Here is a 25,015-nt window from a genome sequence, read left to right as displayed (position 1 = left end):
ATGAAGAAAGGATTTACATAAAAAAAGCGCAAAAGGCTCATTCGCCTTAAGCGCTTTTTACTTACCCGATTGAAATAATTTTGACGTTCATTTCGCCTGCCGGTGTTTGTACTATGACTTTATCACCAACACGTTTACCAATCATGCTTTTAGCGATTGGAGAATCATTTGAAATTTTCCCTTCAAACGGATCCGCTTCAGCACTGCCGACAATTGTATAACTTTCTTCTTCACCGTCTGGAAGTTCAATAAAAGTAACTGTTTTTCCAAGTGACACCATATCGGAATTCAATGAATCTTCTTCAATGATCTTCGCGTTGCGAATCATTGTTTCAATTGTGCCAATCCGTCCTTCTACAAACGCCTGCTCTTCTTTCGCTGAGTCATACTCAGAGTTTTCTGACAGATCGCCGAAGCTGCGTGCGATTTTAATCCGCTCCACTACTTCTTTACGTTTTACTGATTTTAAATGTTCTAATTCTTGTTCAAGCTTTTCTTTTCCTTCCCGGGTCATCGGGTAAACTTTTTCGTTCGACAACTTCTTCCACTCCTTTAAATTCAAAAAAAACACTAAAATATGAGCGCGCGACCTCTTAATGAGGGCGCGCGTTTTCCCAATTATATGCCTGTTTCATAAAAACATACTATAAAATGTCTTTTTGTTCAAGAATTGTTTGTATTTTTGCAATTAATAAATCAATCGCGACTTTATTTTCTCCGCCAATCGGAATGATGACATCCGCATAGCGCTTAGTCGGCTCTATAAACTGATTATGCATAGGCCGTACAACGGATGTATACTGCTCCACAACGGAATCAAGCGACCTTCCTCGCTCCTGAATATCCCGCGTCAACCGGCGGATAAAGCGCAGGTCTGCGTCTGTATCTACATATAATTTAATATCCATTAAATCTCGAAGACGCTTATCCTCGAGTACAAGAATGCCTTCCAGGATGATTACATCTTTCGGATCAAGCAGAATGGTTTCATTCGATCGTGTATGCTGTGCGTAATCGTACACGGGCATTTCAACCGGACGACCGTTCATCAACTCTGTCATCTGCTCAATTAAAAGATCATTATCAAACGCAAAAGGATGATCGTAATTTTGCTTTAACCGTTCTTCAAACGTAAGGTGAGACTGATTTTTATAATAATAATCCTGCTCGATCATCATTATGGATCCGCCTTGAAAAAAATCATATATAGCACGCGCTACACTCGTCTTGCCCGAGCCTGATCCGCCGGCTACTCCGATCACAACCGGCTTTTTGTTCATAGGTGTCACAAACCTTTCCGCATCATATCGTCTTTAGAGACAGGATGGTCTACTTTAAATTGAACAATTTGAAGTGGATGGCGGGCTGCATCCAATTCATTGCCGTCTTCATCAACAACGGTTCCAACAACCTGAGAAAATGTATCCATGTTTGGACCAAAAAATTCAACCGTATCACCCGGACGGAAAAAGTTGCGCTGCTGAAGCGTCACAATTTGAGTCTCTTCGTCATAATCCACAACAAGCCCGGTAAAATCATGCGAAGCTTTTTTACCATGCACACCGAATAACTGTTCATCAGCACCAGGTGTCCCTTCGAAGAAAGCAGGCGCGGCCGGACGGTTTGCACACTTCTCAAGTTCCTCTAACCATTCAGGTTGAATTGAGAAGTTTTCCGGATCAGCGCAATACGCATCAATGACTTTCCGGTATACGCCAACAACTGTCGCAATGTAATGAATCGATTTCATGCGTCCTTCAATTTTCAAGCTGTCAATTCCGAGTTCAATCATGCCAGGGATAGACTGAAGCAAACGCAAATCTTTCGGACTCATCGCAAATGGTGAATCGCCTTCTTGGGTGATCGCTGTCTCAATACCATCTTCCATTTCCACAAGGTTGTAATCCCAGCGGCACGACTGGCAGCACCCTCCGCGGTTTGAATCACGGGCGGTCATATGGTTGCTGAGCACACAGCGGCCAGAATAAGCAATACACATCGCACCGTGAATAAATGTTTCGATTTCGATATCTACCTTTTCTTTCATTAACCGCATTTCTTCCCCTGTTGTTTCTCGTGCTAACACTACACGATCGAGGCCCTCTTCTTTCCAATACTGTACGGCACGCCAGTTAGACAACGACTGCTGTGTGCTTAAATGTACTTCCACATCGGGCGCAACACGTCGGCATGTTTCAATAATGAGCGGGTCAGCGACGATAATGCCTGTCACACCGACTTCACCAAGACCACGCAAATACTTTTCCAGTCCGTCAATATTTTCATTATGGGCATAAATATTCGTTGTGACGTACACTTTCGCACCATATTCCCGGGCAAACTCGACCCCTTCCTTCATTTCGTCAAATGTGAAATTCCCGGCATTCGATCGCAGCCCATATTCCTGGCCGCCAATATATACCGCATCCGCTCCGTAACGGACCGCGATTTTCAATTTTTCGAGTGTCCCCGCAGGCGCCAGCAGCTCCGGTTTTTTCACGATGACCCGTTTACCATCGACAATTGTTGAAATGTTGTCGTTTTTCAATGCTTCCATCATCGTTCCTCCTTATTTAATAAACTGTTTCTTTAAAGAAAAAGCCTGAATCAAGCGGTCTGTGGTCCTGTTGAAGTGCTTCTGCCGCTTCAAGCAGTTCTTCCTTCTCTTCTTCATATTGATCCGGGTATTCTACACACATATCTATTGCTTTTCGGTATAATTTTGTCACAGCAACACGGTAGTCTTCCGTTTGCAGGACTCCGTCAATTTTAAATGAATCAACACCTGCTTCGATCATATCCAATAATTCATCAATGATGCACATGTCGTTCGGGCTCATAATATGCGTCCCGTTTTGATCTTCATAAATCGGATATTTATTATTTCTTTCCTCGTCATGAAGAAGCATATTTTGCGCACCCTGCCGCTCTTCGATTTCCATGTTTTTTCCCATATATTCAAAGTAATGCCCAAGGAGCGGCCGCTTCGATTGAAACATGCACGTCATGCCATGCACCTGCACTTCAATCGCCACTTCTGCATTTTCTTTTGTTTCAATAATAGCATCCATGCTCAGTTCACGCGCCAGCACAACCCGGACAGCACCGCGTTTTCCCCAGTAGTTTGCTGTATACCAATTGGTTGCAGTAGTTTCGGGGTTCCAATGCAGAGGGAAGCCTGGCACCGCAGCGCGTACGGCCATTAAAACTGCCGGATCGCCAAATACAATCGCGTCTGCACCTGCTTCTTTTACAAACGACACATATTCATCAAGTTCCCCCGCAATTTTATTATGAAAAATGGCGTTTACAGCCACATATACTTTTTTACCGTATTCATGCGAGATTTTGATCGCTTCTTTTATTTGCTCCCGGTCGAATTCACCAGCAAGGCGAAGCCCATACCGCTGTTCACCAATGATAAACGCATCTGCACCAGCTTCGATTTGACGTTTGATTTCACTGACGCTGCCCGGCGTCACTAACAATTCTGGTTTTTTCACTTTTCTTCACTCCGTTTTAAGCTGACGGCAATTCCGTCTCCAGACGGCAAGATAATCGTCTGAAAATGATCGTGTGCCATCAGCCATTCATTGTAATCCGTTATCTTTTTAACCATTTTTTCTATTCTTTTTGATGGCGCCTCTATACCTGCCGCATACCCTTTAAACAAAACATTATCGGAATAAACCACTCCATCGTCCGTAAGCATTGGCGCATATAAATCAAAAAAACGCTTGTATTGTCCTTTTGCTGCATCAATAAAAATGGCATCATACGGTCCGTTCTTTTCGGCTTCTTCTGCCAGTTCAAGCGCATCACCTAATAATACACGTACTCGATCTGTATAGTTTGATCGTTCTATATAATGAATTGCCTGAGCGTGCCGTTCCACGTCCCGCTCCATCGTTATAATTTGGACGCCCGGAACCGCATCCGCTATACGAAGCGCGGAGTAGCCAATGGCCGTTCCTATTTCTAATATTCGGACCGGTTTTTGCAGCTTCAGCATGGTGAGAAGCGTTTCCATTCCAACCGGTTCCATAATCGGCACTTGATATTCCATCGCATACTGTTCCATTTCCGCAAACAATTCGTTTCGCGCCGGCAGCAACGATTCAATGTAGCGGTGTATATCGTCTTTCATTAAAAATAACCTCTTTTCTAAGAAAAAGAGAAAGCTGCAATAGCTTTCCCGAGTCTTCAGTGCCCGCATTATTCTACCATAGAAAAGAAAGAAAATCCATGCACGCATCTTATTGATTGTTCGTAATATATTTCCGTTTTAATGCATTATGTTCATCAAGTGTTTTCGCATAATATACATCTCCAGCCGGCGATGCAAGGAAGTAAAGAAAATCGGTTTGTTCCGGATCTAGTACCGCTTCCATAGAATCAATTCCACTGTTGCCGATTGGTCCAGGTGTCAACCCCTTTACCTGATACGTGTTATAAGGGGATTTAAACTCCAGGTCTTCATACAGCACACGGTCTTTATGTTCACCCTGCGCATACAAAACCGTTGGATCCGTTTGTAGTGGCATGTCGATCTTCAGTCGATTATAAAACACACTCGCAATTTTTTTTCGATCCGTTTTACCAGTTGCTTCCTCTTCCACAAGTGAAGCAAATGTTAAAAATTCATGAACAGTCATCCCGGATGCTTTAATTTGATCTGCGTACGGTTTCACCACTTCATCCGTTTTCGCAATCATTTCTTCCGCGATATCTTCTATTGGACGCGATGGATCAGTGATTTCATATGTCGCTGGATACAAGTACCCTTCAAGTGGATAACGAACGTTTTCATTCCACACCTCTTCTGTAATAAGTGCGGGGTGGTTACCCATCATTCTCTTTACAAAAGCTTCATTATTTAAAGCTTTCAGTACATCGTCTGCACTATGATCCGTTTCTGACGCAATGACATCGGCAATTTGGTTCAGTTGAAATCCTTCCGGAATCACAAGCCTGCCGTCTACAGCACCCGTTACTTTTCCTTCTTTTAATGAAGCGATTATATCATCCGGTGTCATGGAAGGAGAAAGTGCATAATGGCCCGCCTGAAAATCTGATTCTCCTTTATATTTCACATAATATTTAAAAAGTGCTGCATTTTTAACAACTCCATTTTCTTCAAGTATCCGGGCGATCGATGATAAACTTGACCCTAATGGAATGGATACAGCTACTTTTTCTATACTGTCCGCATCAGCCGGTTTCGCGGCACTTTGCCAGATGTAATACACTCCCGCTGCCCCTCCAGCCATCATAAGAAGGAACAAAACAAGCACTAATAAAACAGCCCGTTTCAGGCGCCCTTTTTTTCGGGCAGCCGGCGGATATAATTTATTCGACATAAAAATCCCCTTTCGACAACATCCTGCACTTTTCTTTATTATACAAGAAGGATGTCAAAAGAAAAAGGACAGGTGCTAAAGCGTCACCTGTCCGTCAAAATTATTCCTGTTCTTCATCATCGAGAAACGTATTGAGCATTTCTTCAATCATTTCCCACTCTTCATCCGACTCGATCGGCTGAAGTTCGCCGTCTTCTCCATCTTCGCCTGGAAGGAAAGATGACGCGTGGATTTCAATTTCTTCATTCTCGTCTTCTTCTGCTCCTACCGGAAAATAAAGCACGTATGATTTTTCGAATTCATCAGAATCGAAGGTGAAAAGCACTTCACAAAGCTGCTCGTTGCCATTCTCATCAATTACTGTTATTTGTTTTTCTCCATGTTCCATTATTGGTCACCTCGTTATTTTTGACTGTCGAGATATCCTTGAAGGATCATCACTGCAGCCATTTTATCGATCACTTTTTTTCTTTTCTTCCTGCTGACATCCGCTTCAAGCAATACGCGTTCCGCTGCCATTGTCGACAGCCGTTCATCCCAAAGAACAACGGGGAACCCAAACGTTTCCTCAAGCAGCGCCGCAAAACGCTGCGCCGCTTCACCGCGGGGACCTACTGTATTGTTCATATTTTTTGGAAACCCGACAACAAATTTGCTTACCTCATGCTCCCGGCACAGTTCACCGATACGCTCCATGCCAAAGATGCCAGCTTCTTCATCAATCTTTATTGTTTCTATGCCTTGCGCTGTCCAGCCAAAGGCATCACTGATGGCAATGCCTACTGTTTTCGTGCCGGCGTCAAGGCCCATTGTTCTCATGATGTCAAATCCTCCTGCTGTCCTTTCAAGTACGTTTTGACAAGTTCTTCAATGATTTCATCCCGTTCGAGCCGCCGGATTAAATTGCGTGCATCGTTATGACGCGGAATGTACGCTGGGTCACCGGATAGTAAATAGCCGACAATTTGGTTAATTGGATTATAGCCTTTTTCTTCCAGAGCCCTATGCACTTTAAACAATACTTCTTTTACATTTTCGTCATACGGTTCTTCAGGAAAGTTAAACCGCATTGTCTTGTCAAAAGAACTCACTGTCAGCACCTCACTTCATGCGGGGAGAATTCTGCCCGCTCCCGTACGTTATGTTCATTGTACAACAAATGGCGACATATTCAAATGGATTTCACCCATTCTTCCGCACTTTGTAGTGCTTCCTCTATTTTAGACGGATCTTTGCCGCCGGCCTGTGCCATATCCGCACGTCCTCCGCCGCCTCCTCCGAGACGTCCTGCTACTTCTTTGACAAGTTTCCCAGCATGATAGCCTTTCTCTGTCAAATCTCCTGTTACCGCCGTCACAACATTCACTTTGCCATCTGCAGGCGCCGCAAGAACGATGATACCAGGTGTCACTTTTTGTTTTAGTTCGTCCGCCATCGTACGGAGTGAATTCATATCTGCTGCCTGAACGCTTGCAGCAAGAAGCTGGACGCCATTAATCGTTTTAATTTGATCTGTCAAACTGCCTGCTTCTATATTTGACAACTTTTTCGAAAGTGATTCATTTTCACGCTGTAATTCTTTTAGATCCGCTTGAAGGCTGTCCGCTTTTGCTAAAATATCTTTCGTGTTTGTTTTTAATTTTGCTGCAGCCTCTTTTAATACTTCCGCCTGTTCGTTCAAATAGCGGAACGCGCCTTCACCTGTAACAGCTTCAATACGCCGAGTCCCCGCACCAATTCCACTTTCAGACAACACTTTAAACAACCCGATTTCTGCCGTACTTACGACGTGGCAGCCGCCGCAAAGCTCCAGGCTGTAATCCCCGATTGAGACGACTCGGACAATATCACCATATTTTTCGCCGAACAGTGCCATCGCCCCCATTGCTTTCGCTTCCGCAATTGGTTTAAGAGCGGTTTCCACAGCAATCCCCTGCCAAATTTTTTCATTGACGATCGCTTCAACCCGAGAGATTTCCTCAGCTGTAACCTGTCCGAAGTGTGAGAAATCAAAACGGAGACGATCCGGTTCTACAAGTGATCCCGCCTGATTGACGTGGGTGCCAAGCACATCTTTTAACGCTTGATGCATCAAATGTGTTGCAGTATGGTTTTTAACGATTTTCCCACGTGACACGACATCTACCTTTGCTGTCACACTGCTGTTTACTTTCAATATACCGCTTTCGACCACCGCGCTGTGAACATTTTGTCCATTCGGCGCTTTTTGTACGTCTTTTACTGCAACTCGCACCTCATCGGATTCAAGAACGCCTTTATCGGCAATCTGTCCGCCGCTTTCTGCATAAAACGGGGTTTCCGTTAAAATAAATTGAATTTCTTCTCCTTCATGCGCTTCATCGACCAGGGTACCATCTTTTATGATGACAGCTGCTGTTGTATCTACAGTAAGGCGGTCATATGTGAACGTGCTTTCAGTTGTGATAGATGATAAAACACCACCTTGCACTTGCATCGAATCTGTATCCTGACGCGCTGCACGTGCACGATCGCGCTGCTGTTTCATTTCCTCTTCGAAGCCTTCTCGGTCTGCTTTCATACCTTCTTCTTCCGCATATTCTTCCGTCAATTCAACCGGGAATCCGTACGTATCATATAAACGGAAAACATCCGCGCCATCAATTGTACCGGATCCGGCATCTTTGGCTTTTTTAATAACAGATGACAAAATGGCAAGTCCATCATTCAACGTTTCATGGAATCGTACTTCCTCGTTTTTGATTACTTTTTGAATGAACGATTGTTTATCGTTTACTTCCGGATAGTAGTCTTTCATGACGTCTCCAACAACCGGGACAAGCTCATACATAAATGGACGGTTAATGCCGATTTGTTTCGCATACCGTACTGCTCGGCGAAGCAGCCGTCTCAATACATAACCGCGGCCTTCATTTGATGGCAGTGCACCGTCACCGATGGCAAATGCAACCGTACGAATGTGGTCGGCAATTACTTTAAAAGCCGTATCTTTTTCTGCATCCACACGGTATTGCTCACTTGAAATACGTTCTGTTTCACGAATAATCGGCATAAATAAATCTGTGTCAAAATTTGTTGGTACATTTTGGACGACTGAAGCCATTCGCTCAAGGCCCATCCCTGTATCAATGTTTTTCTTTGGCAGCGGGGTGTACGTGCCATCCGGGTTATGGTTAAATTCTGAGAATACGAGGTTCCATACTTCAAGATAACGGTCATTTTCCCCGCCAGGGAACAATTCTGGATCGTTTTCATCATCACCATACTCCGATCCCCGGTCGTAAAAAATTTCTGTATTTGGTCCGCTTGGTCCTTCGCCTATGTCCCAGAAGTTCCCTTCCAAGCGAATAATACGCTCATCCGGTACTCCGACTTCATTCTTCCAAATTAAATATGCTTCTTCATCTTCCGGGTGAATCGTTACAGACAACTTGTCCGCATCAAAACCAATCCACTTTTCATCCGTCAGGAATTCCCAAGCCCAGTGAATCGCTTCTTTTTTAAAATATTCACCGATCGAAAAGTTCCCGAGCATTTCAAAAAATGTATGGTGACGTGCCGTTTTTCCTACGTTTTCGATATCGTTCGTCCGGATTGATTTTTGTGCATTCGTAATCCGGGGATTATCTGGAATAATACGGCCATCAAAATATTTCTTTAATGTCGCTACACCGCTGTTAATCCAAAGCAAGCTCGGATCGTCAATTGGCACAAGCGGTGCACTTGGTTCTACCCTGTGGCCTTTCTCCTGGAAAAATTCTAAATACAGGCGGCGAATGTCAGCGCCAGTTAATGCTTTCATAAAAAAATTCCTCCTTTAACTTATTTTATGTAAGATGTGGGAAAGGACGAAAAGACAGCAAAAAAAGCCCCATCCCCATAACAGGGACGAAGCTTCTTCGCGGTACCACCCTGATTGCGAATCAAATGGATTCGCCTCTCAAACGCCTTAACGCGGCATACGGCAGTGATTGCTGCACTCGGGACCCAGCTTTCTATCATTCTTCATCCAGAATTCCTTTCAGCCTTAGGGAATTCTTCTCTAATCGAATGGGCTATGATGTACTTTTGTCCTTCTCCGATTTGTCAAAATAAATTGATACCCGAATTATAAAAAGGATTAGACTGTTTGTCAATGCAGCAAGCACGCTTTACGACCATTCATCAATTGGACTAAGTGAACCGTCTTCTTCCACTTGGTGGATGACAAGGCCGCCTTCAAGTTCTGACATTTCCACACAGCAGTCACGGCAAAAAAATTGACCGGTGCCGATTTTCCCGATTTCGCGACTTCCACAGTTCGGACAAGTTGTCATTTATGGTCACCCCATCTTTTTTTAACAGTATGTCCGCCTGCCCTGTTCCTTATGCTTTACGCATGTAAAAAATCGAATGGCGTGATGCCTTCCATACCAATCATGGGATCAACTGTCATCCAGGTTTCTTCTGTCAGCTTTTGGTCAGATGATACAACGAGTGCTGAACCTTCTTCTGCAAGGCGCTCCGCCAGTGCCGTTTTACGGATCAGATCATCGTTTCTTTCGATCCCGATGTTAAATGCCTCTTCTTCGCCGCACAAAATAAGAAATTGCTTGCTGCGTGTAATCGCCGTGTACAGCAAATTGCGCCGCAGCATCCGATAATATGATTTCACAACCGGCAAAATGACAATTGGAAATTCACTCCCCTGCGATTTATGAATGGAGCAGCAGAACGCATGTGTAATTTGATTTAAATCATTACGCGTATACGTCACTTCGTTGCCTTCATAAGACACAATGACCATGTCCTCTTTTTCCGTGTTTTCTTTTGCAAAAAAGATTGAAATAATTTCACCAATATCACCGTTAAACACATTTTGTTCCGGCTGATTGACGAGCTGAAGCACTTTGTCACCGATGCGGTATGTAACCGAACCAAATGGAAGTTCTTTTCGCCGGTCGTCCGTGTTCGGATTGAGCACTTGCTGCAGCACTGCATTTAATTTATCGATTCCTGCCGGTCCTTTATACATGGGTGCGAGCACTTGTATATCTCGTGATTCGTATCCTTTCCCTGCCGCATTTTTAACGACTTTTTCTATCACCTCGGGAATTTGTTCCGTCCGGCAGCGTAGAAATGACCGATCTTTCTGCGGCTGTGTAAGCGCATCCGGTACATATCCGTCTTTTATGCTGTGTGCAAGGCTGATGATGGATGAACCTTCTTCCTGCCGATATATATCCGTTAACCGGACGGAAGGAATTACGGAAGATGCAAGCATATCTTTTAGGACTTGCCCAGGGCCCACCGACGGAAGCTGATCTTCATCACCGACGAGGACAATCTGCATGTCGTCTGGCACTGCTTTAAACAATTGATGAGCAAGCCAGATGTCCACCATTGACATTTCATCAACAATAAGAAGGCGGCCGCCAATTTCACGTCCATCCTCTTCCGGCTCTTCCTGACCGTTAAATCCGAGCAGCCGGTGAATTGTCACTGCCGGTAGACCGGTCGACTCCATCATCCGCTTCGCAGCCCGTCCGGTTGGTGCACAAAGTTTAATCGGAAACGGCTCTTCTTTGTCATATTGTTTCGGATCAAGCGACAATCCGTGCAATTCGCCATATAGTTCAACGATTCCTTTGATAACCGTCGTTTTCCCCGTACCCGGTCCTCCTGTTAAAATCATAAGTGGAGAAGAAAGAGCCGTTTGAATGGCGTGCTTTTGCGAAGGTGCATACGAAATACCCGTACGATCCTCGAGTTCACCGAGCGCCAATAAAAATTCAGATTCCGGAAACGTATTTGATTCTTGATCCAGCACTCGCTTTACGTTTGTAACGAGCCCTTTTTCAGAAAAATAAAGAGACGGCATGTACACACGTTTATGTTCTCCGGCTACTTTTCCGCTTTCTTCAAGTTCAATAAGGCGGGTTGCAATGTCGTCAAATTCAGCGGTGCCATTCGCACTTTTATCAAGCAGCTCTTTCACACTTTGCAAGAGCATTTCCGCTTCTGCATAACAATGTCCATCCTGCAGGCATTGTAATTCAAGCGTGTATAAAATCGCGGCTTTTAAACGGTCTGGATGCGCGCCGCTAATCCCGATTTTGGCCCCGATTTCATCAGCGCGAATAAAGCCGATTCCTTCAATGTCTTCAACAAGCCGATATGGATTTTCTTGAATGATTGAAAGCGATTCGTCAAAATACATTTGATAAATTTTCATGGACAGCTGCGGACCAAATCCAAAATCATTTAAAGCAACCATTATCTGCTCAAGACCTTGGTGTTTCATTAACGTATCATATATGGAGTCCGCCTTTTCTGCTGCGAGACGCGGAACGCTTTGCAAACACGTGCGATCGCCAATAATCTTCGAAATAGCCTCCTCGCCAAGCGTTTCCACAATGGACTCGGCCGTTTTTTTGCCGATTCCTTTAAACAGGTCTCCGGATAAATACGCAATGACACCTTGCTTCGTCTGAGGCATTTCTTTTTGAGCAGTTCGGGCTATAAACTGTCGGCCAAACCGCGGGTGATCTTTAAAATTCCCATGAAAGATATACATTTCATGTTCATGAACAGCTGGAAAATAGCCGGTGACAACGGCTTCTTTTTCTTCGTAATTTCCGTCTGTTTCGGTGACACGGACGCGAAGAACGGTGTAAAAGTTTTCATCGTTTCGGAAAATCGTCACAATATGCCGGCCTTTAAGAAACTGCTCCTCTTCCGTAAATAAATCTCTCGTTTCATGCGCCATGTCAGTCACCTCGCTATTCTAATTTTTCAAGCAATTTCTTTCCGTATCCGGCCAGCATATGATCCGGCTGAATCTCAAGCGCCTTATCAAAATATTCATTGGCTTTTTCAGCATTTTCGTGATGACCCGCATAAAGAACACCCAAATTATAATATGCATCCGCATGTTCCCGGTCCTGTTCAACCACTGTATTCAGATGTGTTGTCGCTTCCTCATACTGTTCTGTTTTAGCAAGTGCTAATGCAAACTGAAACCGTGCTTCCGTATCATGTTCGTCGAATTCAACTGCCCGCATTAAGTATGGAAGTGCCATGACAGTTTGATCGAGATAAAGAAAAGAAAGCCCCAGCATAAAATAGGAGTCGGCCTCCTCCATACCGTTTCGAATCGCTTTTTCAAATGATTGCGCTGCTTCCTCAAAACGCTCCTGGCCAAATTGAAAGGAGCCTAGCGCATAATGGGCAGCTGCAGCAAATGGATCAACTTCCACCGCTTTTTCATAAAATCGAACAGCCCGTTCCCCGTCTCCCATCTCCGCAAGTACATGTCCAAAATTTATGTATGCTGCCGCATCATTTGGCTTTTCTTCAATTTGCTGTGTAAACAGCTTCAGCGCTTCTTCCATTTTCCCTTCGCGCAATAGTTCAATACCCTGTTGATTTTTATCCATCGTAGCCTCCGAAAAAGGTTTTTTTTCATTATAACAAAGAAAACCGCCCCATCGTTAAATGGAGCGGCATGATTTATCCGACGTAATCAAGTTGTGTTCCTTCTTTAAAAACCCCGTCAATCGTGCCGCCGCCGAGACAGACGTCGCCATCGTAGAAAACGACCGCTTGGCCTGGTGTAATCGCACGGACGGAATCATCAAACGTAACATATGCATGGCCATTGCCAATTAATTTTACTGTCACCCCTGTGTCGGCCTGGCGGTAACGGAATTTTGCTGTACACTGGAATGTTTCCGGCATGTTGCGATCTGTTGTGAAGGAAACATTTACCGCACACAATGAATCAGAGTACAGTTTTTCATTATCAAAACCTTGCACGACGTACAATTCGTTTTTCTCAAGATTTTTTCCGCCGACAAACCATGGATCACCCGAACCGCCAATGCCAAGACCATGGCGCTGACCGATTGTGTAGTACATCAACCCATCATGACGGCCCATTTTTTCACCGGTGAATGTAACCATATCTCCCGGCTGCGCCGGCAAATACTGCCCTAAAAACTCCTTAAAGTTGCGTTCGCCAATAAAGCAAATACCAGTCGAATCTTTTTTCGCTGCCGTTGCGAGTCCTGCTTCCGCTGCAATTTCACGCACACGTTTTTTCTCAAGTTTACCAATCGGAAACATCACTTTTTCCAGCTGGCTTTGCGACAGCTGATTTAAAAAGTATGTTTGATCTTTATTATTGTCCATACCTCGAAGCATTTTCACTTCTTCACCGTTCCGCTCGATACGTGCATAGTGGCCAGTAGCTAAATAATCTGCACCGAGTTTCATCGCATGATCGAGAAATGCTTTAAATTTTATTTCTTTATTGCACATAACATCTGGATTCGGCGTGCGCCCCGCTTTATATTCATCTAAAAAGTACGTAAAGACTTTGTCCCAATACTGCTTTTCAAAATTGACCGCATAATACGGAATGCCAATCTGATTGCAGACGCGGATGACATCATCATAATCTTCCGTCGCCGTGCAGACGCCAAATTCATCTGTATCATCCCAATTTTTCATAAAGATGCCGATGACGTCATACCCTTGCTCTTTTAGTAAAAGAGCCGCAACCGAAGAATCAACGCCGCCTGACATGCCGACAACAACACGTGTATCTTTCGGTGCTTTCATTTCTTTCCTCTCTCTTTCCTAAGACAGCCGCTTGACGATATTCGCCGTTTTTTCCGCTGCCTGTACAATTTGTTCCTTTGTATTGTATAACCCGAAGCTGAACCGGATAGATGAACGCAGTTTGCCAGAATCCGCTCCGAACATCGCCGTTAATACATGGGAGGGTTCAATTGAGCCAGCTGTGCAGGCTGATCCGCTAGATGCAGCGATCCCTTCCATATCAAGATTGACCAGAAAAGCTTCAACATCCGTTCCGGGAAAAAATAAGTTTAGCACATGCGCAAGCGACTCATCAACTTTGCCGTTTCGAGAAAATGCAACATTATGTTTCTTTAACGTTTCAATGAAAAGAGATTTTAATTCTCGATAGTGATTCGTTCTTTCTTCCATCGATTGAACTGCAACTGAAGCAGCGGCAGCCATCCCAGCAATCGCTGCCGTATTTTCCGTTCCCGGGCGACGTTTTCGCTCCTGTTCCCCGCCAAATAAAAATGGGGATAGCGGCACGCCCGATTTAGCATACAAAACACCAATCCCTTTTGGACCGTTAATTTTATGGCCCGAGACCGCAAGAAAATCGACGTGCAACTCTTTCACATCAATCGGTAAAATACCATACGCCTGAACAGCATCTACGTGAAAAACAGCAGGGTGATCTTGGAGAAGGATGCCAATTTCTTTAATTGGCTGTATTGCCCCTGTTTCGTTGTTGCCATACATGACCGAAACAAGAAAAGTATCGTCCCGAAGTGCTGATTTTACATCAGCAGCAGAAACGACACCCGTTTCATCGACAGGCAAATACGTCACATCAAATCCTTCTTTTTCAAGCGCTTCACACGCATGTAAAACGGCATGATGTTCAACAGCGGTCGTAATAATATGACCGTTTTTTTTCAGGCGGGCGGTACCGAAAATCGCCAGATTATCCGCTTCTGTTCCGCTGCCTGTAAAAATGATATCGTTGAAGCCCCCATTCATTGTATCCGCAATAACAGTTCTTGCTTCATCAATAATTCTTCGTGCATCCCGCCCGAATGAATGAATACTCGATGGATTGCCAAATGTTTTCGTTAACACTTCCATCATCGCTTTTGCCGCATCTGGATGAACAGGTGACGTTGCAGCATGATCTAAATATATTCTTTCCATTTCAGCACCCCGTTAAATATAAAACATGTACGCATCTGATTCACCTGTTGTAGTATGTTTCGCAAGGTCATCAAGTGTCGTATTTTCAAGCACATTTTTAATCGCTTCACTGATCCGAATCCAGAGCTCCCTTTTGGCAGGCTCTTCTTCTTCAATTCCTTCGACTAACGTAATGGGTCCTTCGAGCACACGAATGATATCCCCTGCTGTGATTGTGTCCGGTTCATGACCAAGCACGTAGCCCCCGTATGCACCGCGAATACTGCGGACAAATCCTGCATTTCGAAGCGGCGCAATAAGCTGCTCCAAATAATGTTCGGACAAATCATGCGTTCCTGCAATCACACGTAAAGATGTCGGTCCTTCACCGTGACGTTTTGCGAGTTCAATCATAATGGTAAGTCCGTAGCGTCCTTTAGTAGATATCCTCATTCTTTTACACCTCTTCTTTTCGATTCAATCTATTGTTTATTATTATATCCGATAGTCTTTCACATTGCGGCAATGAAATACCAACAATGGTACCAATAAGAATACTGAAAACGAATGTACCGATACTGACCGGTCCTCCGATCAGCCAGGCGAGTCCCATCACAATTACTTCAATGCCCCTGCGGATGCTGGATACTTTCCATCCTTTTTTACGAACAAGAGCGAGCATAAAATGATCCCGGGGACCCGCACCGAGACGGCCGGAAATGTAAAATGACATTCCATATGCATGAAGGATAAGGCCTGATAAAAACATAAGCCATTGCCCTGAAAGAGAAGGCGGCGTCTCAATAAACGGAAGCCATAAAAAGAAATCGACAAACAATCCAACTAGAAGCATATTTAAATAAGCCCCGGCTTGCGGCCATTCTTTTATGTAAAGTGACCCAAGCATCAAAATAAAAAAGCCGGCGATAATCGTCCACGTACCGACTGTCAAACCGAATATTTGATACAGCCCGACATGCAGTGCGTCCCACGGGGTTGCGCCGACTTTTGCTTCTATAAGCAAAACAATGCCAAATGACATGACAAACAAACCGACTGTAAAAATCGTCAGCCGTATTCCAATATTTCCGTTCTTATTCACAGGCAGCATACTCCAATCTTCAATTTAGTATATCATTTTATATGTACAAAAAACATGCCGGAATACTGTGAATTATGATACATTGAGACAAAATACAAAAAAGGGGTTTTTTTATGAAGCCGCTTGCGTTCAGAATGAGGCCACGAACAATCGATGAAGTTGCCGGCCAAGACCATTTAACAGGAAAAGGAAAAATTATACGACGCATGACAGACGCTAAACAGCTGTCATCGATGATTTTATACGGACCCCCTGGCACTGGGAAAACATCCATTGCAGGTGCAATTGCCGGCAGTACAAAGTATGCGTTTCGGATGTTGAATGCCGTAACAAGCAATAAAAAAGATATGGAAATCGTTGCAGCAGAAGCAAAGATGTCCGGCAAAGTGATTTTGCTATTGGATGAGGTCCACCGGCTGGATAAAGCAAAGCAAGACTACTTGCTTCCCTTCCTCGAAAACGGGATGATTACGCTGATCGGCGCGACAACAAGCAATCCATATCATGCCATTAATCCGGCCATTCGGAGCCGATGTCAAATTTTCGAGGTAAAACCACTTACAGCAGAAGACGTAAAAAAATTACTCATTCGCGCACTTGAGGACTCAGAACGGGGGCTTGGCAATTTTCACACTGAAGTAACGGAAGATGCCCTTAACCATTTTGCTGCAGCATCAGGCGGTGACGTGCGAAGCTCCTTAAATGCTCTCGAACTTGCTGTCACATCAACGCCAGCTGGATCGAACGGCGTTATCACTATTTCACTTGAAACAGCAGAAGAATGTTTGCAAAAAAAAAGCTTTGCACACGATAAAGACGGAGATGCACATTATGATGTGCTAAGCGCGTTTCAAAAATCAATACGGGGCAGCGATGTAAATGCAGCGCTCCACTATTTAGCCCGTCTGATTGAAGCAGGTGATCTTGTCAGCATCGCCCGCCGGCTCATCATTATTGCTTATGAAGACATCGGACTTGCCAGCCCGCAGGCTGGCGCCCGTACACTCGCAGCAATTGACGCAGCAGAGCGTACCGGTTTTCCGGAAGCCCGTATTCCACTAGCCAACGCTGTCGTGGAATTATGTTTATTGCCAAAATCCAACTCAGCTTACAAAGCAATCGACGCAGCACTTGCGGATGTACGCGCCGGGCGTGCAGGAGAGGTTCCTGCTCATTTGAAGGATGCTCATTATAAAAGCGCGGCTAAACTCGGTCGGGGTATTGGTTACCAGTATCCGCACGATTTTAAAAATGGATGGGTCAATCAGCAATACTTGCCGGATACACTAAAGAACAAACGATACTACGAACCAAAAGCAACCGGGAAATTTGAACAGGCATTGTCCGGTGTGTACGAGAAAATTGAAAAAAGAAATGAGTAACCACTGTAACGAGTATTCAGTGCCGGATGAAACATTATATACAGAAACACAGCTCGTTGATAAAGAGTTAAACGAACGTGGAGAAGTAGTTGGCGGAAAGTGATCTTAGTTCTTATTATCATAAGTTTGCTGATAATGTTTTAACAGGGATTAGAAAAAGGAAAGAATGTCCCCATATAGAAGAAACGGGCAAGTATGATATTTTTATAGGAAGTTTTGTTTAGGGGAGATGCATGCATTAGGAAAATGAGGTGAAATATTAGGATAGAAAGAAATACCAGGAGGATCGTGATGGAAATTTTAGATTTTTTTAATCAACCAGCTAATCGTTTACCTGGTTTTGTAATTTTAGCTATTTTTTTCAGTATGATTGTAGTTACCGCTTTGTTGCTTAGGCGAAAGTATAAGTTATTGTCTACTTTATCATTGACAACAGGTTTCTTTATATATCTCCTATCTTCAATAATTTCTTTAGGAATACTAACGACTTTTCTCTTTTTAAATAATGATTCCTATAATAATTATGGTGTGGGTGGAAGCATAATAAGGCTTTTTATTAGTAATATTTTATCTGTGTTAGTTGGCTTTTTCCTAACAACTTTATTTTACTCCAAACAAATAAAAAGAAGAGATTGAATTTAAACGCTATTGTCTTCTGAAGTATTCCCTTTGTTAGTAGGGGTCATATTTGAATAATCCAATTAAATTTTATAAGAGCATGTTTTGATCCAAGGTTATTAGTAATAATTTGAGCAAACTTTATTATAAAGCAACAACAGTGTCTGTGCTTTCTATCTAAGGTACAATAACTATAAGAATAGTCATTTCAAGCAAGGGACAGAAATCGTATTTGCTATAGATAGGGGGACTATATGATTAAGTCTTTAAAGGGACAATTTATTTTATCCATAATAACTGCTATTTGTTTTATCTACCTTGTTCTTTCATACACTGACTTTACAGGTGAGGCAAAGTTTTCTCGAATCCTTTTTTTCACTGCGATGATTTTATCCGTATATAATACAGGAATGCTAACACAAAAATATATTAAATCTAAGAAAAGTTAATTTACTTTTGGGCGTTGGTCGAAGATTCGCCTAACTTTGAAAAATCCACTTCTCAATTAATAAGAATTAATTAACTTTAACTACATGATTTTGTAGCAAGGCTCTGGCTTATTAAGCCCAGAAGTAAACGACTTTATTATCCAATGGAGCAAAATCTCTTGACCACCAGAAAACTCCGGCGCAAATTGCACCGGAGTTTTTTAGCTGACCATAAAGAAAAACGGTATATACAAAGCGATGTATACGATGAAAAGAATACATGGTGTCCACCAGTGGATCTCTTTCCATCCTTTGTTGAAAACTTGCATAAAAAGTGATAAAACACTTCCCCCAAGTGCGATTACCGCGACGATTAAAAGAACCTGCTCCACAGTCCTCATCCCTCACTTTTTCTTTTTCATAATGCAGAAGCCATAATAGTATATTATGCGGCCACATCACGCTTTGAGAAAACGAAGAAAGCCAGCAGTTGGAAAATGATAAAATACAACGCAAGGACGATAAACGAAAAGCCCATCGTCATTCCTTCCACCATTACATTACCTGTTTCATACTGCAGCAAATTGGTGTTTGCGAATAATGAATATTTCGCCCAGTCGTAGCGCATAGCAATTAAATAGGTTACGTTTGGTCCCATAAACAAAAGGAACAGTGATAATCCGATTGCAAGTGAGCTGTTCCGGAATACAGCTGAAATCATAAACGCCATTGTCGCTAATATAAATACATCAACTGATTGCAGCACATACAACTTCATTAAATGGAAGAACATATTCTGCTCGACAATTTTTCCGTCAACATAGGCCAGATGAATCGATTCCCCCGTAATGCCGAAAAGTAATGCCCCAAGAATGACTGAGAACAAAAACAATATGGTGATCAAAAATAATCCAAACAGAACAACCGCGGCATACTTTGAAAATAACACGCTTGACCGGCCAATTGGTCTAATCAACAATAGTTTAATGGTTCCCCATGTGTATTCACTCGCAACAATCCCACTAGCCACAATAATCATAAACAAACCGGTAAAACTCAATAAATCACTAGCTCCTTCTACAAACGACCATACATAGGAAGATGTGGACACCGGTACATTTTCCGCTAAACGGTATTCATTAATGGCTATTTGACCTTCAATGTATTCTTTTTGTTCTGCGCTCATTTCCGGCTGATCCTGCAGCTGCTTTTCGTACGCTGCATTCTCACCTTTGACAACTTCCTGCCAGGATGGTTGTTTTGTCTCCTTGCTTTCATCATATTTCGTAAACGCAGCAAATGCTGACACCATTATAAACAGCAATCCAACCATTACATAAGTTCCCGGACGTTTAAACAATTTAATCCATTCGTTTTGAATAAGACCGATCATTAAACTACCTCCCGTTTTTCTGTAATATCTAGGAATCGTTCTTCGAGTGATTTTGATACTTTTTTCACTTCGTATATACTAATCCCTTTTCCGGCAAAAAGACGGATAAGAATCGGTATTTGCTCTTTGTCCATTTCAAAAATAAGACGGCCTTTAGAATTTTCCGGTGCAACATCTGGAAATAATGATTTTAAATACATGGTAGCTGCTTCCAAATCATCCACTTCAATACTGTACATGTCGACACCCTCTGCCAGCCATCCTTTTACTGATTGCACGTCAATCATTTTCCCTTTTTGCAAAATACCGATCCGGTCGCACATCATTTCCATTTCACTTAGTAAATGACTGGACACGATGACGGCCATACCTTCTTTTTCTGCGAGATCACGAATGTATTGACGAATTTCTTTAATACCGGCAGGATCAAGGCCGTTCGTAGGTTCATCTAAAATAAGCACTTTCGGACTATGAAGGAGCGACTGGGCAATACCAAGGCGCTGGCGCATCCCAAGTGAGTACGTTTTCACTTTGTCATGGATGCGGTCATCAAGTCCGACTAGTTTCACTACTTCATCAATACGCTCTCGGCTCACATTTTTTTGCATACGAGCATATTGTTTTAAATTGTCATAGCCGCTTAAAAATTTGTACATTTCTGGATTTTCAACAATCGCGCCGATGTGATGGATCGCCTCTTTGAATTCATCTCGAATGCTATGACCCGAAATCAAAATATCTCCTTCAGACATCTTCATGAGACCAACAATCATCCGAATCGTTGTTGTTTTCCCGGCACCATTCGGACCAAGAAAACCAAATACTTCTCCTTCGCGAATCGTAAAATTCAGAGAATCTATAATCTTTTTTCCTTTAATTGTTTTTGACACATTTTCTAATTGTATTAAAGTTTTCATGATACGTCCTCCTGCTTAAAAGTACTTTTTAGCCATTCCAAAATGGAAAGTCCTTGTTCCTCACGAATCTCTTCCACATTACAATGCGCTCTGATCTGTCCTTTTTCTAAAACAATAGCTTCTTCTAACACAGGTTCAATTTCCGTGATTTCATGTGTTGTAATGATCACTGTTTGTTTGCCATAATCGATGAATGATACAAGCCCTTTTACAATGGTGTCCCGCACCATCGGATCAAGTCCCATAAACGGCTCGTCAAGCAGCAGTACATCCGTCTGTCTTGAAAGTACGAGAAGCAGTTTTAGCCTCCCTTGCTGCCCTTTTGACAGCTGGCTCACTTTTTGATGTCGATCCAGCTCCATAAATACGAGTAATTCTTCTGCCTTTTCCATTGAAAAGTCACTGTACTGTGAATGAAAAAAATCGATCATCTGGTCAATTTTAAAACTCGGGTATAACATGCCTTCACTTGCTAAAAACGCCAGGTTAGATGCAATTTTTCGATCTGCTTTTTTTTCGCCTACCTTCACAATTCCTTTTGATGGATATACAAGACCGGCCATCATTTTCATGATCGTCGATTTTCCACTTCCGTTCGGCCCAAGAATGCCGTACACTTTTCCTTTTTCAAATGTGAAGGTGACATCATTAAGTGATTTTCTTTTTCCATATTCTTTTGTGATGTGCGTTAATTCAATCATGACCGCTCTCTCCTTCCTTTAAAAACCGGTTGACTGATTCATGAATTTCACGGTCTTCAAGCCCGATGCTTCGCATGTTTTCAATAAAAGCAGCAATCATTTCCTGTTGAATATCCAACCGCAGCTTCCGTTTCATATCGTTCTCTTCCGTCATAAATGTTCCCTGCCCCCGCTTTGTCTCAACGACACCAAGGCGTTCAAGTTCGCCATATGTTCGTTGAATCGTATTTGGATTCACACCGGACTGAATCGCCATTTCCCTTACAGACGGAAGCTTTTCACCCGGGCTTAATTCACCGCGCACAAACTGCTGAATAATCCGATCCGCAATTTGGCTGTAAATCGGCTTTGAAGTTTTAAATTCCGCGCTCATGTTTTACACCTCTACTTTTCGATCAAGAAGCCACCCGGCTGCCAGAAACAAGATGAGCAAATAAATCGCCCCCAGCACGATCGGCCATACTTGGATTTCTCCACCAGTCATCGTAAAACTAAAACTCATCGCATTATACGTTTCAAACTTTGATTCAGGCAAGCCGACTTGAATCGTCCACTGATTAAAGAATGACTGCACCATTTTCCATTCCGTGATTCGTGCAATAACTGTTTGAATAATGAGATACATCGCAATAATGATCACCCAGCGTATTTTTTTCAGAACCGGGTATTTCGTCAATGAATGGTAGAATGCCCATAAAAACAAGCCCCATAATGTAAAATAAAATGCGCCTAATGTAATGCCGCCATTCAACAGTACTCCTTCAAAGAACGGAAAACTCCCATTTTCCATGAGCGGAAAATATGGCAGCGGAACCGAAATCATCAAACTAATAAGCATCAGCACATTTGTTACGAAAAGCGACGTCATCGTGACGAAGAATGAGATCATCATTTTGGATAAAAGCAATTTCTTTCCGCCCGCTGTCCCGTGAAGCCAATACTGTCCTTTTTCTTCCGCTTTAAGTAGAATCCAGGCGGCAGTCGGAAGCATGACGATATGCCCCATATACAGCATCATTAAAAATGGAAAAACAAGATGAAATTGATCATGGTACGACGCAAACCCGGCGCCTGCTGCATAAATAACAACTACAGCACACAGCCATACCAACATGTACGTTTTTATCAGCCAAAAATCCTTTTTCAATAACCCTTTCAACATGAATCATCACCCCGTGTATTAGTGTACTATTGGTATAGTACACTAATACACAAATACAGGCAACCATTTTTTACAAATAAAAAACGTCAACCCTTTTAAAAGGTTGACGATTCATTTAACTTATTTGCCCACTGTCGGGCTTCGGAATAATATCTTGTAATTGATTTCTCATCAAATTTAAGTTTTGTCATTAATTCTTGCATCGCATCCCAATCGACTTCATCCATCGCGATGGCCAGCTCTAAATATGGTGTAATATTTGTTTTGTTTCCTAATAAAGTGGAATAAACATCATCCGATAACGGCATGTGTTTTAAAATTTCCGTTACCGGCCGCTTCAATAGCGCATCGATTAATGAAAACATTCCCGCTAAAAAAAATTCTGAAGCGTTGCCTGCATCCGTATCTTTTGCCATCAGCTCACAGGCTTTTGCCCTGAACAGTGAAGAATCCATTAGTGCTTTCGTGTTTCCAGAACGATCATTTCTCCCCTCACGCAGTGCAAGGACATAAAGCCATTTCTTTAGTTCAATAAACCCCAGCATCATTATTGCTTGTTTAATGGATTTAATTTTCGAACGTGTTCGGAGTGCAGGTGAATTAATCAGCTTCAGTAAACTATAAGATAGCGACACATCCCGTTCAATGACCGAAACTACTTCATCTATTTCGGGTTGTTCTCTTTGAAGCAAATTAATTACATGAAAATATGGCGCCACATTTGGCGGGATATCAGCTGCCTGAATAATTTGCGGCTTTGAAAAAAAATAGCCTTGGAAAAGCTCATACCCTGCACACTTCGCTTCTTCAAACTGCTCTCGTGTTTCCACTTTTTCCGCCAGCAGTGAAATGTGCGGATATTTATTTTTAACAAGCTGCTCTATTTCGTACCTCTCTTCCCGAGTGGCGTACAAGAAATCAACTTTTATGTACTTCGTGAGCATAAACAATTCATCGTATAAATGGAAATCCTTATTTAATATAAAATCATCCAGTGCAATCGAAAAGCCTTTCCACTTCAATTCACGTGCAATTTCAATTAAAGAGGAAGTAATAGGGACATCTTCAAGAATTTCGACGACCACGTGCTGTGGATTGAAATGTTCGGCAATATTTCGTTCTAAAAGATTTTCTGTGAAATTAATAAAACAAGGGTGTCCATTCGCAATCTTTTCAACACCAATCGTGACAAATGAATGAATAAGGACTTCAATTGTCGCCTGGTCCATATCTATTTCCGGGAAGGCATTCATCTTCCCGTTCCGGTATAACAGTTCGTATGCATGAACTTGCTCTTTTTTATCAAATATTGGCTGCCTTGCAAGAAAGATGTCCATTTTGCGATGCTCCGTTCTTCATCAATTATGTTTATTATACCAAATTTTTGGTATAAAAGTACTTTTTTGATGAATAAAAAACCATCCTATTGAATTGGATGGTTTGTTCGGTTTAATCATTTACTCGAGCTATTTTAATGTCTTTTAACACTTCACGAACGACATAGCTCGCCATAATTAATCCAGCGACAGAAGGAACAAATGCATTTGAAGCAGGCGGCATTTTTGCTTTTCTGATTTCCGCATCATCATTTCCGACGATCTGGCGTACATCCTCACGGATAACAATGGGACTTTCGTCGGAAAAGACAACAGGAATCCCTTTTTTAATTCCTTCTTTACGGAGGCGAGTACGGACAACTTTCGCAATCGGATCCGTGTGTGTCTTCGAAATATCCGCTATTGTAAAACGGGTTGGATCCATTTTATTAGCCGCACCCATGCTTGATATAATCGGAATGTTGCGCTTTAAACATTCTTTCATTAAGTGAATTTTGTAAGAAATCGTATCTGATGCATCAATAACAAAATCGAGCCCATAGCTAAAAAACTGTTCATACGTTTCTTCTGTATAAAACATTTTTAAGGCAATGACTTCACATTCCGGGTTAATATCAGCAATCCGTTCTTTCATTAAGTCCGCTTTCGGCTGGCCAACAGTTGATAATAGGGCAGGAAGCTGACGGTTTACGTTCGTAATATCGATCACGTCTTTGTCAACAAGAATCAGCCGGCCAACACCAGAACGGGCAAGCGCTTCAGCTGAAAACGAACCAACACCCCCAATGCCAAGTACAGCAACCGTTGTATTTTTTAATAATTCAAGTCCTTCTTTTCCGAAGGCCAATTCATTTCTCGAAAATTGATGAAGCATATAGAA

The 25,015-nt window shown here is 42.7% G+C and carries 27 protein-coding genes, 1 pseudogene and 1 other annotated feature; of the genes and pseudogenes, 3 read left to right on the top strand and 25 right to left on the bottom strand.

Annotated features, from left to right (window positions below):
* Positions 1-61: 61 nt before the first annotated feature.
* From greA to BTO28_RS06500, 17 genes are all read right to left on the bottom strand, one after another.
* Positions 62-538, bottom strand: coding sequence for a transcription elongation factor GreA (greA, locus tag BTO28_RS06575; protein ID WP_076764738.1), 477 nt, complete (start codon positions 536-538; stop codon positions 62-64).
* Between the two features lie 106 nt (positions 539-644).
* Positions 645-1,280: a uridine kinase gene (gene udk, locus BTO28_RS06570; protein WP_076764737.1), complete on the bottom strand. Its 636-nt coding sequence runs from the start codon at positions 1,278-1,280 to the stop codon at positions 645-647.
* Positions 1,281-1,285: 5 nt separating this feature from the next.
* Entirely contained in the window at positions 1,286-2,557 is a 1,272-nt protein-coding gene (locus tag BTO28_RS06565; protein WP_076764736.1) for a peptidase U32 family protein, read from the bottom strand.
* Between the two features lie 16 nt (positions 2,558-2,573).
* Complete coding sequence (locus tag BTO28_RS06560; protein ID WP_076764735.1) at positions 2,574-3,503, bottom strand: peptidase U32 family protein; 930 nt, start codon at positions 3,501-3,503, stop codon at positions 2,574-2,576.
* Positions 3,500-4,147, bottom strand: a complete 648-nt coding sequence (locus BTO28_RS06555) for an O-methyltransferase (RefSeq protein ID WP_076764734.1) — start codon at positions 4,145-4,147, stop codon at positions 3,500-3,502. Before BTO28_RS06555 ends, BTO28_RS06560 begins: the two co-directional genes overlap by 4 nt.
* 109 nt (positions 4,148-4,256) lie before the next feature.
* A complete protein-coding gene (mltG, locus tag BTO28_RS06550; protein ID WP_076764733.1) occupies positions 4,257-5,360 on the bottom strand; it encodes an endolytic transglycosylase MltG in 1,104 nt (367 codons plus the stop codon).
* Between the two features lie 100 nt (positions 5,361-5,460).
* On the bottom strand, positions 5,461-5,748 hold the full coding sequence (locus BTO28_RS06545; RefSeq protein WP_076764732.1) for a DUF1292 domain-containing protein: 288 nt from the start codon (positions 5,746-5,748) through the stop codon (positions 5,461-5,463).
* A 14-nt stretch (positions 5,749-5,762) separates the two neighbouring features.
* Positions 5,763-6,179 carry a Holliday junction resolvase RuvX gene (gene ruvX / locus BTO28_RS06540; protein WP_076764731.1) on the bottom strand — a complete coding sequence of 139 codons (417 nt, stop codon included), beginning with the start codon at positions 6,177-6,179 and terminating at the stop codon, positions 5,763-5,765.
* Complete coding sequence (locus tag BTO28_RS06535; RefSeq protein ID WP_076764730.1) at positions 6,176-6,451, bottom strand: IreB family regulatory phosphoprotein; 276 nt, start codon at positions 6,449-6,451, stop codon at positions 6,176-6,178. Before BTO28_RS06535 ends, ruvX begins: the two co-directional genes overlap by 4 nt.
* 80 nt (positions 6,452-6,531) lie before the next feature.
* Positions 6,532-9,162, bottom strand: coding sequence for an alanine--tRNA ligase (gene alaS, locus BTO28_RS06530; RefSeq protein ID WP_076764729.1), 2,631 nt, complete (start codon positions 9,160-9,162; stop codon positions 6,532-6,534).
* A 79-nt stretch (positions 9,163-9,241) separates the two neighbouring features.
* Positions 9,242-9,448, bottom strand: a binding site (T-box leader).
* 63 nt (positions 9,449-9,511) lie between these two features.
* Complete coding sequence (locus tag BTO28_RS17255) at positions 9,512-9,676, bottom strand: hypothetical protein (protein ID WP_198936746.1); 165 nt, start codon at positions 9,674-9,676, stop codon at positions 9,512-9,514.
* Positions 9,677-9,732: 56 nt separating this feature from the next.
* Positions 9,733-12,108, bottom strand: a complete 2,376-nt coding sequence (recD2, locus tag BTO28_RS06525; protein WP_076764728.1) for an SF1B family DNA helicase RecD2 — start codon at positions 12,106-12,108, stop codon at positions 9,733-9,735.
* Positions 12,109-12,121: 13 nt separating this feature from the next.
* Positions 12,122-12,778 (bottom strand): tetratricopeptide repeat protein, encoded by a 657-nt coding sequence (locus tag BTO28_RS06520; RefSeq protein ID WP_076764727.1) that lies wholly within the window; start codon positions 12,776-12,778, stop codon positions 12,122-12,124.
* 73 nt (positions 12,779-12,851) lie between these two features.
* The gene (mnmA, locus tag BTO28_RS06515) at positions 12,852-13,964 is read right to left on the bottom strand and encodes a tRNA 2-thiouridine(34) synthase MnmA (protein ID WP_076764726.1); all 1,113 of its coding nucleotides are present in this window, start codon (positions 13,962-13,964) and stop codon (positions 12,852-12,854) included.
* An 18-nt stretch (positions 13,965-13,982) separates the two neighbouring features.
* Positions 13,983-15,116, bottom strand: a complete 1,134-nt coding sequence (locus tag BTO28_RS06510; protein ID WP_076764725.1) for a cysteine desulfurase family protein — start codon at positions 15,114-15,116, stop codon at positions 13,983-13,985.
* 12 nt (positions 15,117-15,128) lie between these two features.
* Complete coding sequence (cymR, locus tag BTO28_RS06505; protein WP_076764724.1) at positions 15,129-15,548, bottom strand: cysteine metabolism transcriptional regulator CymR; 420 nt, start codon at positions 15,546-15,548, stop codon at positions 15,129-15,131.
* A 4-nt stretch (positions 15,549-15,552) separates the two neighbouring features.
* Positions 15,553-16,206, bottom strand: coding sequence for a YczE/YyaS/YitT family protein (locus BTO28_RS06500; RefSeq protein ID WP_076764723.1), 654 nt, complete (start codon positions 16,204-16,206; stop codon positions 15,553-15,555).
* A 104-nt stretch (positions 16,207-16,310) separates the two neighbouring features.
* Between BTO28_RS06500 and BTO28_RS06495 the strand changes: the two genes are divergently transcribed.
* The 3 genes and pseudogenes from BTO28_RS06495 to BTO28_RS06490 all read left to right on the top strand — a co-directional run bounded on the left by BTO28_RS06495 (position 16,311) and on the right by BTO28_RS06490 (position 18,215).
* Positions 16,311-17,579 (top strand): replication-associated recombination protein A, encoded by a 1,269-nt coding sequence (locus tag BTO28_RS06495; protein ID WP_076764722.1) that lies wholly within the window; start codon positions 16,311-16,313, stop codon positions 17,577-17,579.
* Between the two features lie 13 nt (positions 17,580-17,592).
* Positions 17,593-17,679: pseudogene (locus BTO28_RS17650) on the top strand (hypothetical protein); the annotation flags it as partial.
* Between the two features lie 191 nt (positions 17,680-17,870).
* The gene (locus BTO28_RS06490; RefSeq protein WP_076764721.1) at positions 17,871-18,215 is read left to right on the top strand and encodes a hypothetical protein; all 345 of its coding nucleotides are present in this window, start codon (positions 17,871-17,873) and stop codon (positions 18,213-18,215) included.
* 631 nt (positions 18,216-18,846) lie between these two features.
* Here the strand turns inward: BTO28_RS06490 and BTO28_RS17090 are convergent.
* The 8 genes from BTO28_RS17090 to BTO28_RS06450 all read right to left on the bottom strand — a co-directional run bounded on the left by BTO28_RS17090 (position 18,847) and on the right by BTO28_RS06450 (position 25,009).
* A complete protein-coding gene (locus BTO28_RS17090) occupies positions 18,847-19,017 on the bottom strand; it encodes a hypothetical protein (protein WP_158068787.1) in 171 nt (56 codons plus the stop codon).
* Positions 19,018-19,070: 53 nt separating this feature from the next.
* Positions 19,071-20,018 carry an ABC transporter permease gene (locus BTO28_RS06480; RefSeq protein WP_076764719.1) on the bottom strand — a complete coding sequence of 316 codons (948 nt, stop codon included), beginning with the start codon at positions 20,016-20,018 and terminating at the stop codon, positions 19,071-19,073.
* Positions 20,018-20,935, bottom strand: coding sequence for an ABC transporter ATP-binding protein (locus BTO28_RS06475; RefSeq protein WP_076764718.1), 918 nt, complete (start codon positions 20,933-20,935; stop codon positions 20,018-20,020). The genes BTO28_RS06480 and BTO28_RS06475 overlap by 1 nt, the downstream gene beginning before the upstream one ends.
* Positions 20,932-21,636, bottom strand: coding sequence for an ABC transporter ATP-binding protein (locus BTO28_RS06470; protein ID WP_076764717.1), 705 nt, complete (start codon positions 21,634-21,636; stop codon positions 20,932-20,934). The genes BTO28_RS06475 and BTO28_RS06470 overlap by 4 nt, the downstream gene beginning before the upstream one ends.
* Positions 21,629-22,009 carry a GntR family transcriptional regulator gene (locus BTO28_RS06465; RefSeq protein WP_076764716.1) on the bottom strand — a complete coding sequence of 127 codons (381 nt, stop codon included), beginning with the start codon at positions 22,007-22,009 and terminating at the stop codon, positions 21,629-21,631. Before BTO28_RS06465 ends, BTO28_RS06470 begins: the two co-directional genes overlap by 8 nt.
* A 3-nt stretch (positions 22,010-22,012) precedes the next feature.
* Positions 22,013-22,798 carry a hypothetical protein gene (locus tag BTO28_RS06460; RefSeq protein ID WP_076764715.1) on the bottom strand — a complete coding sequence of 262 codons (786 nt, stop codon included), beginning with the start codon at positions 22,796-22,798 and terminating at the stop codon, positions 22,013-22,015.
* 95 nt (positions 22,799-22,893) lie between these two features.
* Positions 22,894-24,135 (bottom strand): EAL and HDOD domain-containing protein, encoded by a 1,242-nt coding sequence (locus BTO28_RS06455; RefSeq protein WP_076764714.1) that lies wholly within the window; start codon positions 24,133-24,135, stop codon positions 22,894-22,896.
* A 112-nt stretch (positions 24,136-24,247) separates the two neighbouring features.
* Positions 24,248-25,009, bottom strand: a complete 762-nt coding sequence (locus BTO28_RS06450) for a tRNA threonylcarbamoyladenosine dehydratase (RefSeq protein WP_076764713.1) — start codon at positions 25,007-25,009, stop codon at positions 24,248-24,250.
* Positions 25,010-25,015: the final 6 nt, after the last annotated feature.

The sequence above is a fragment of the Domibacillus epiphyticus genome, from assembly GCF_001975785.1.
GTDB lineage: Bacteria > Bacillota > Bacilli > Bacillales > Domibacillaceae > Domibacillus > Domibacillus epiphyticus.
Note: the sequence above shows the minus strand (reverse complement) of the source record. Positions and strands in the feature narration are given on the sequence as shown.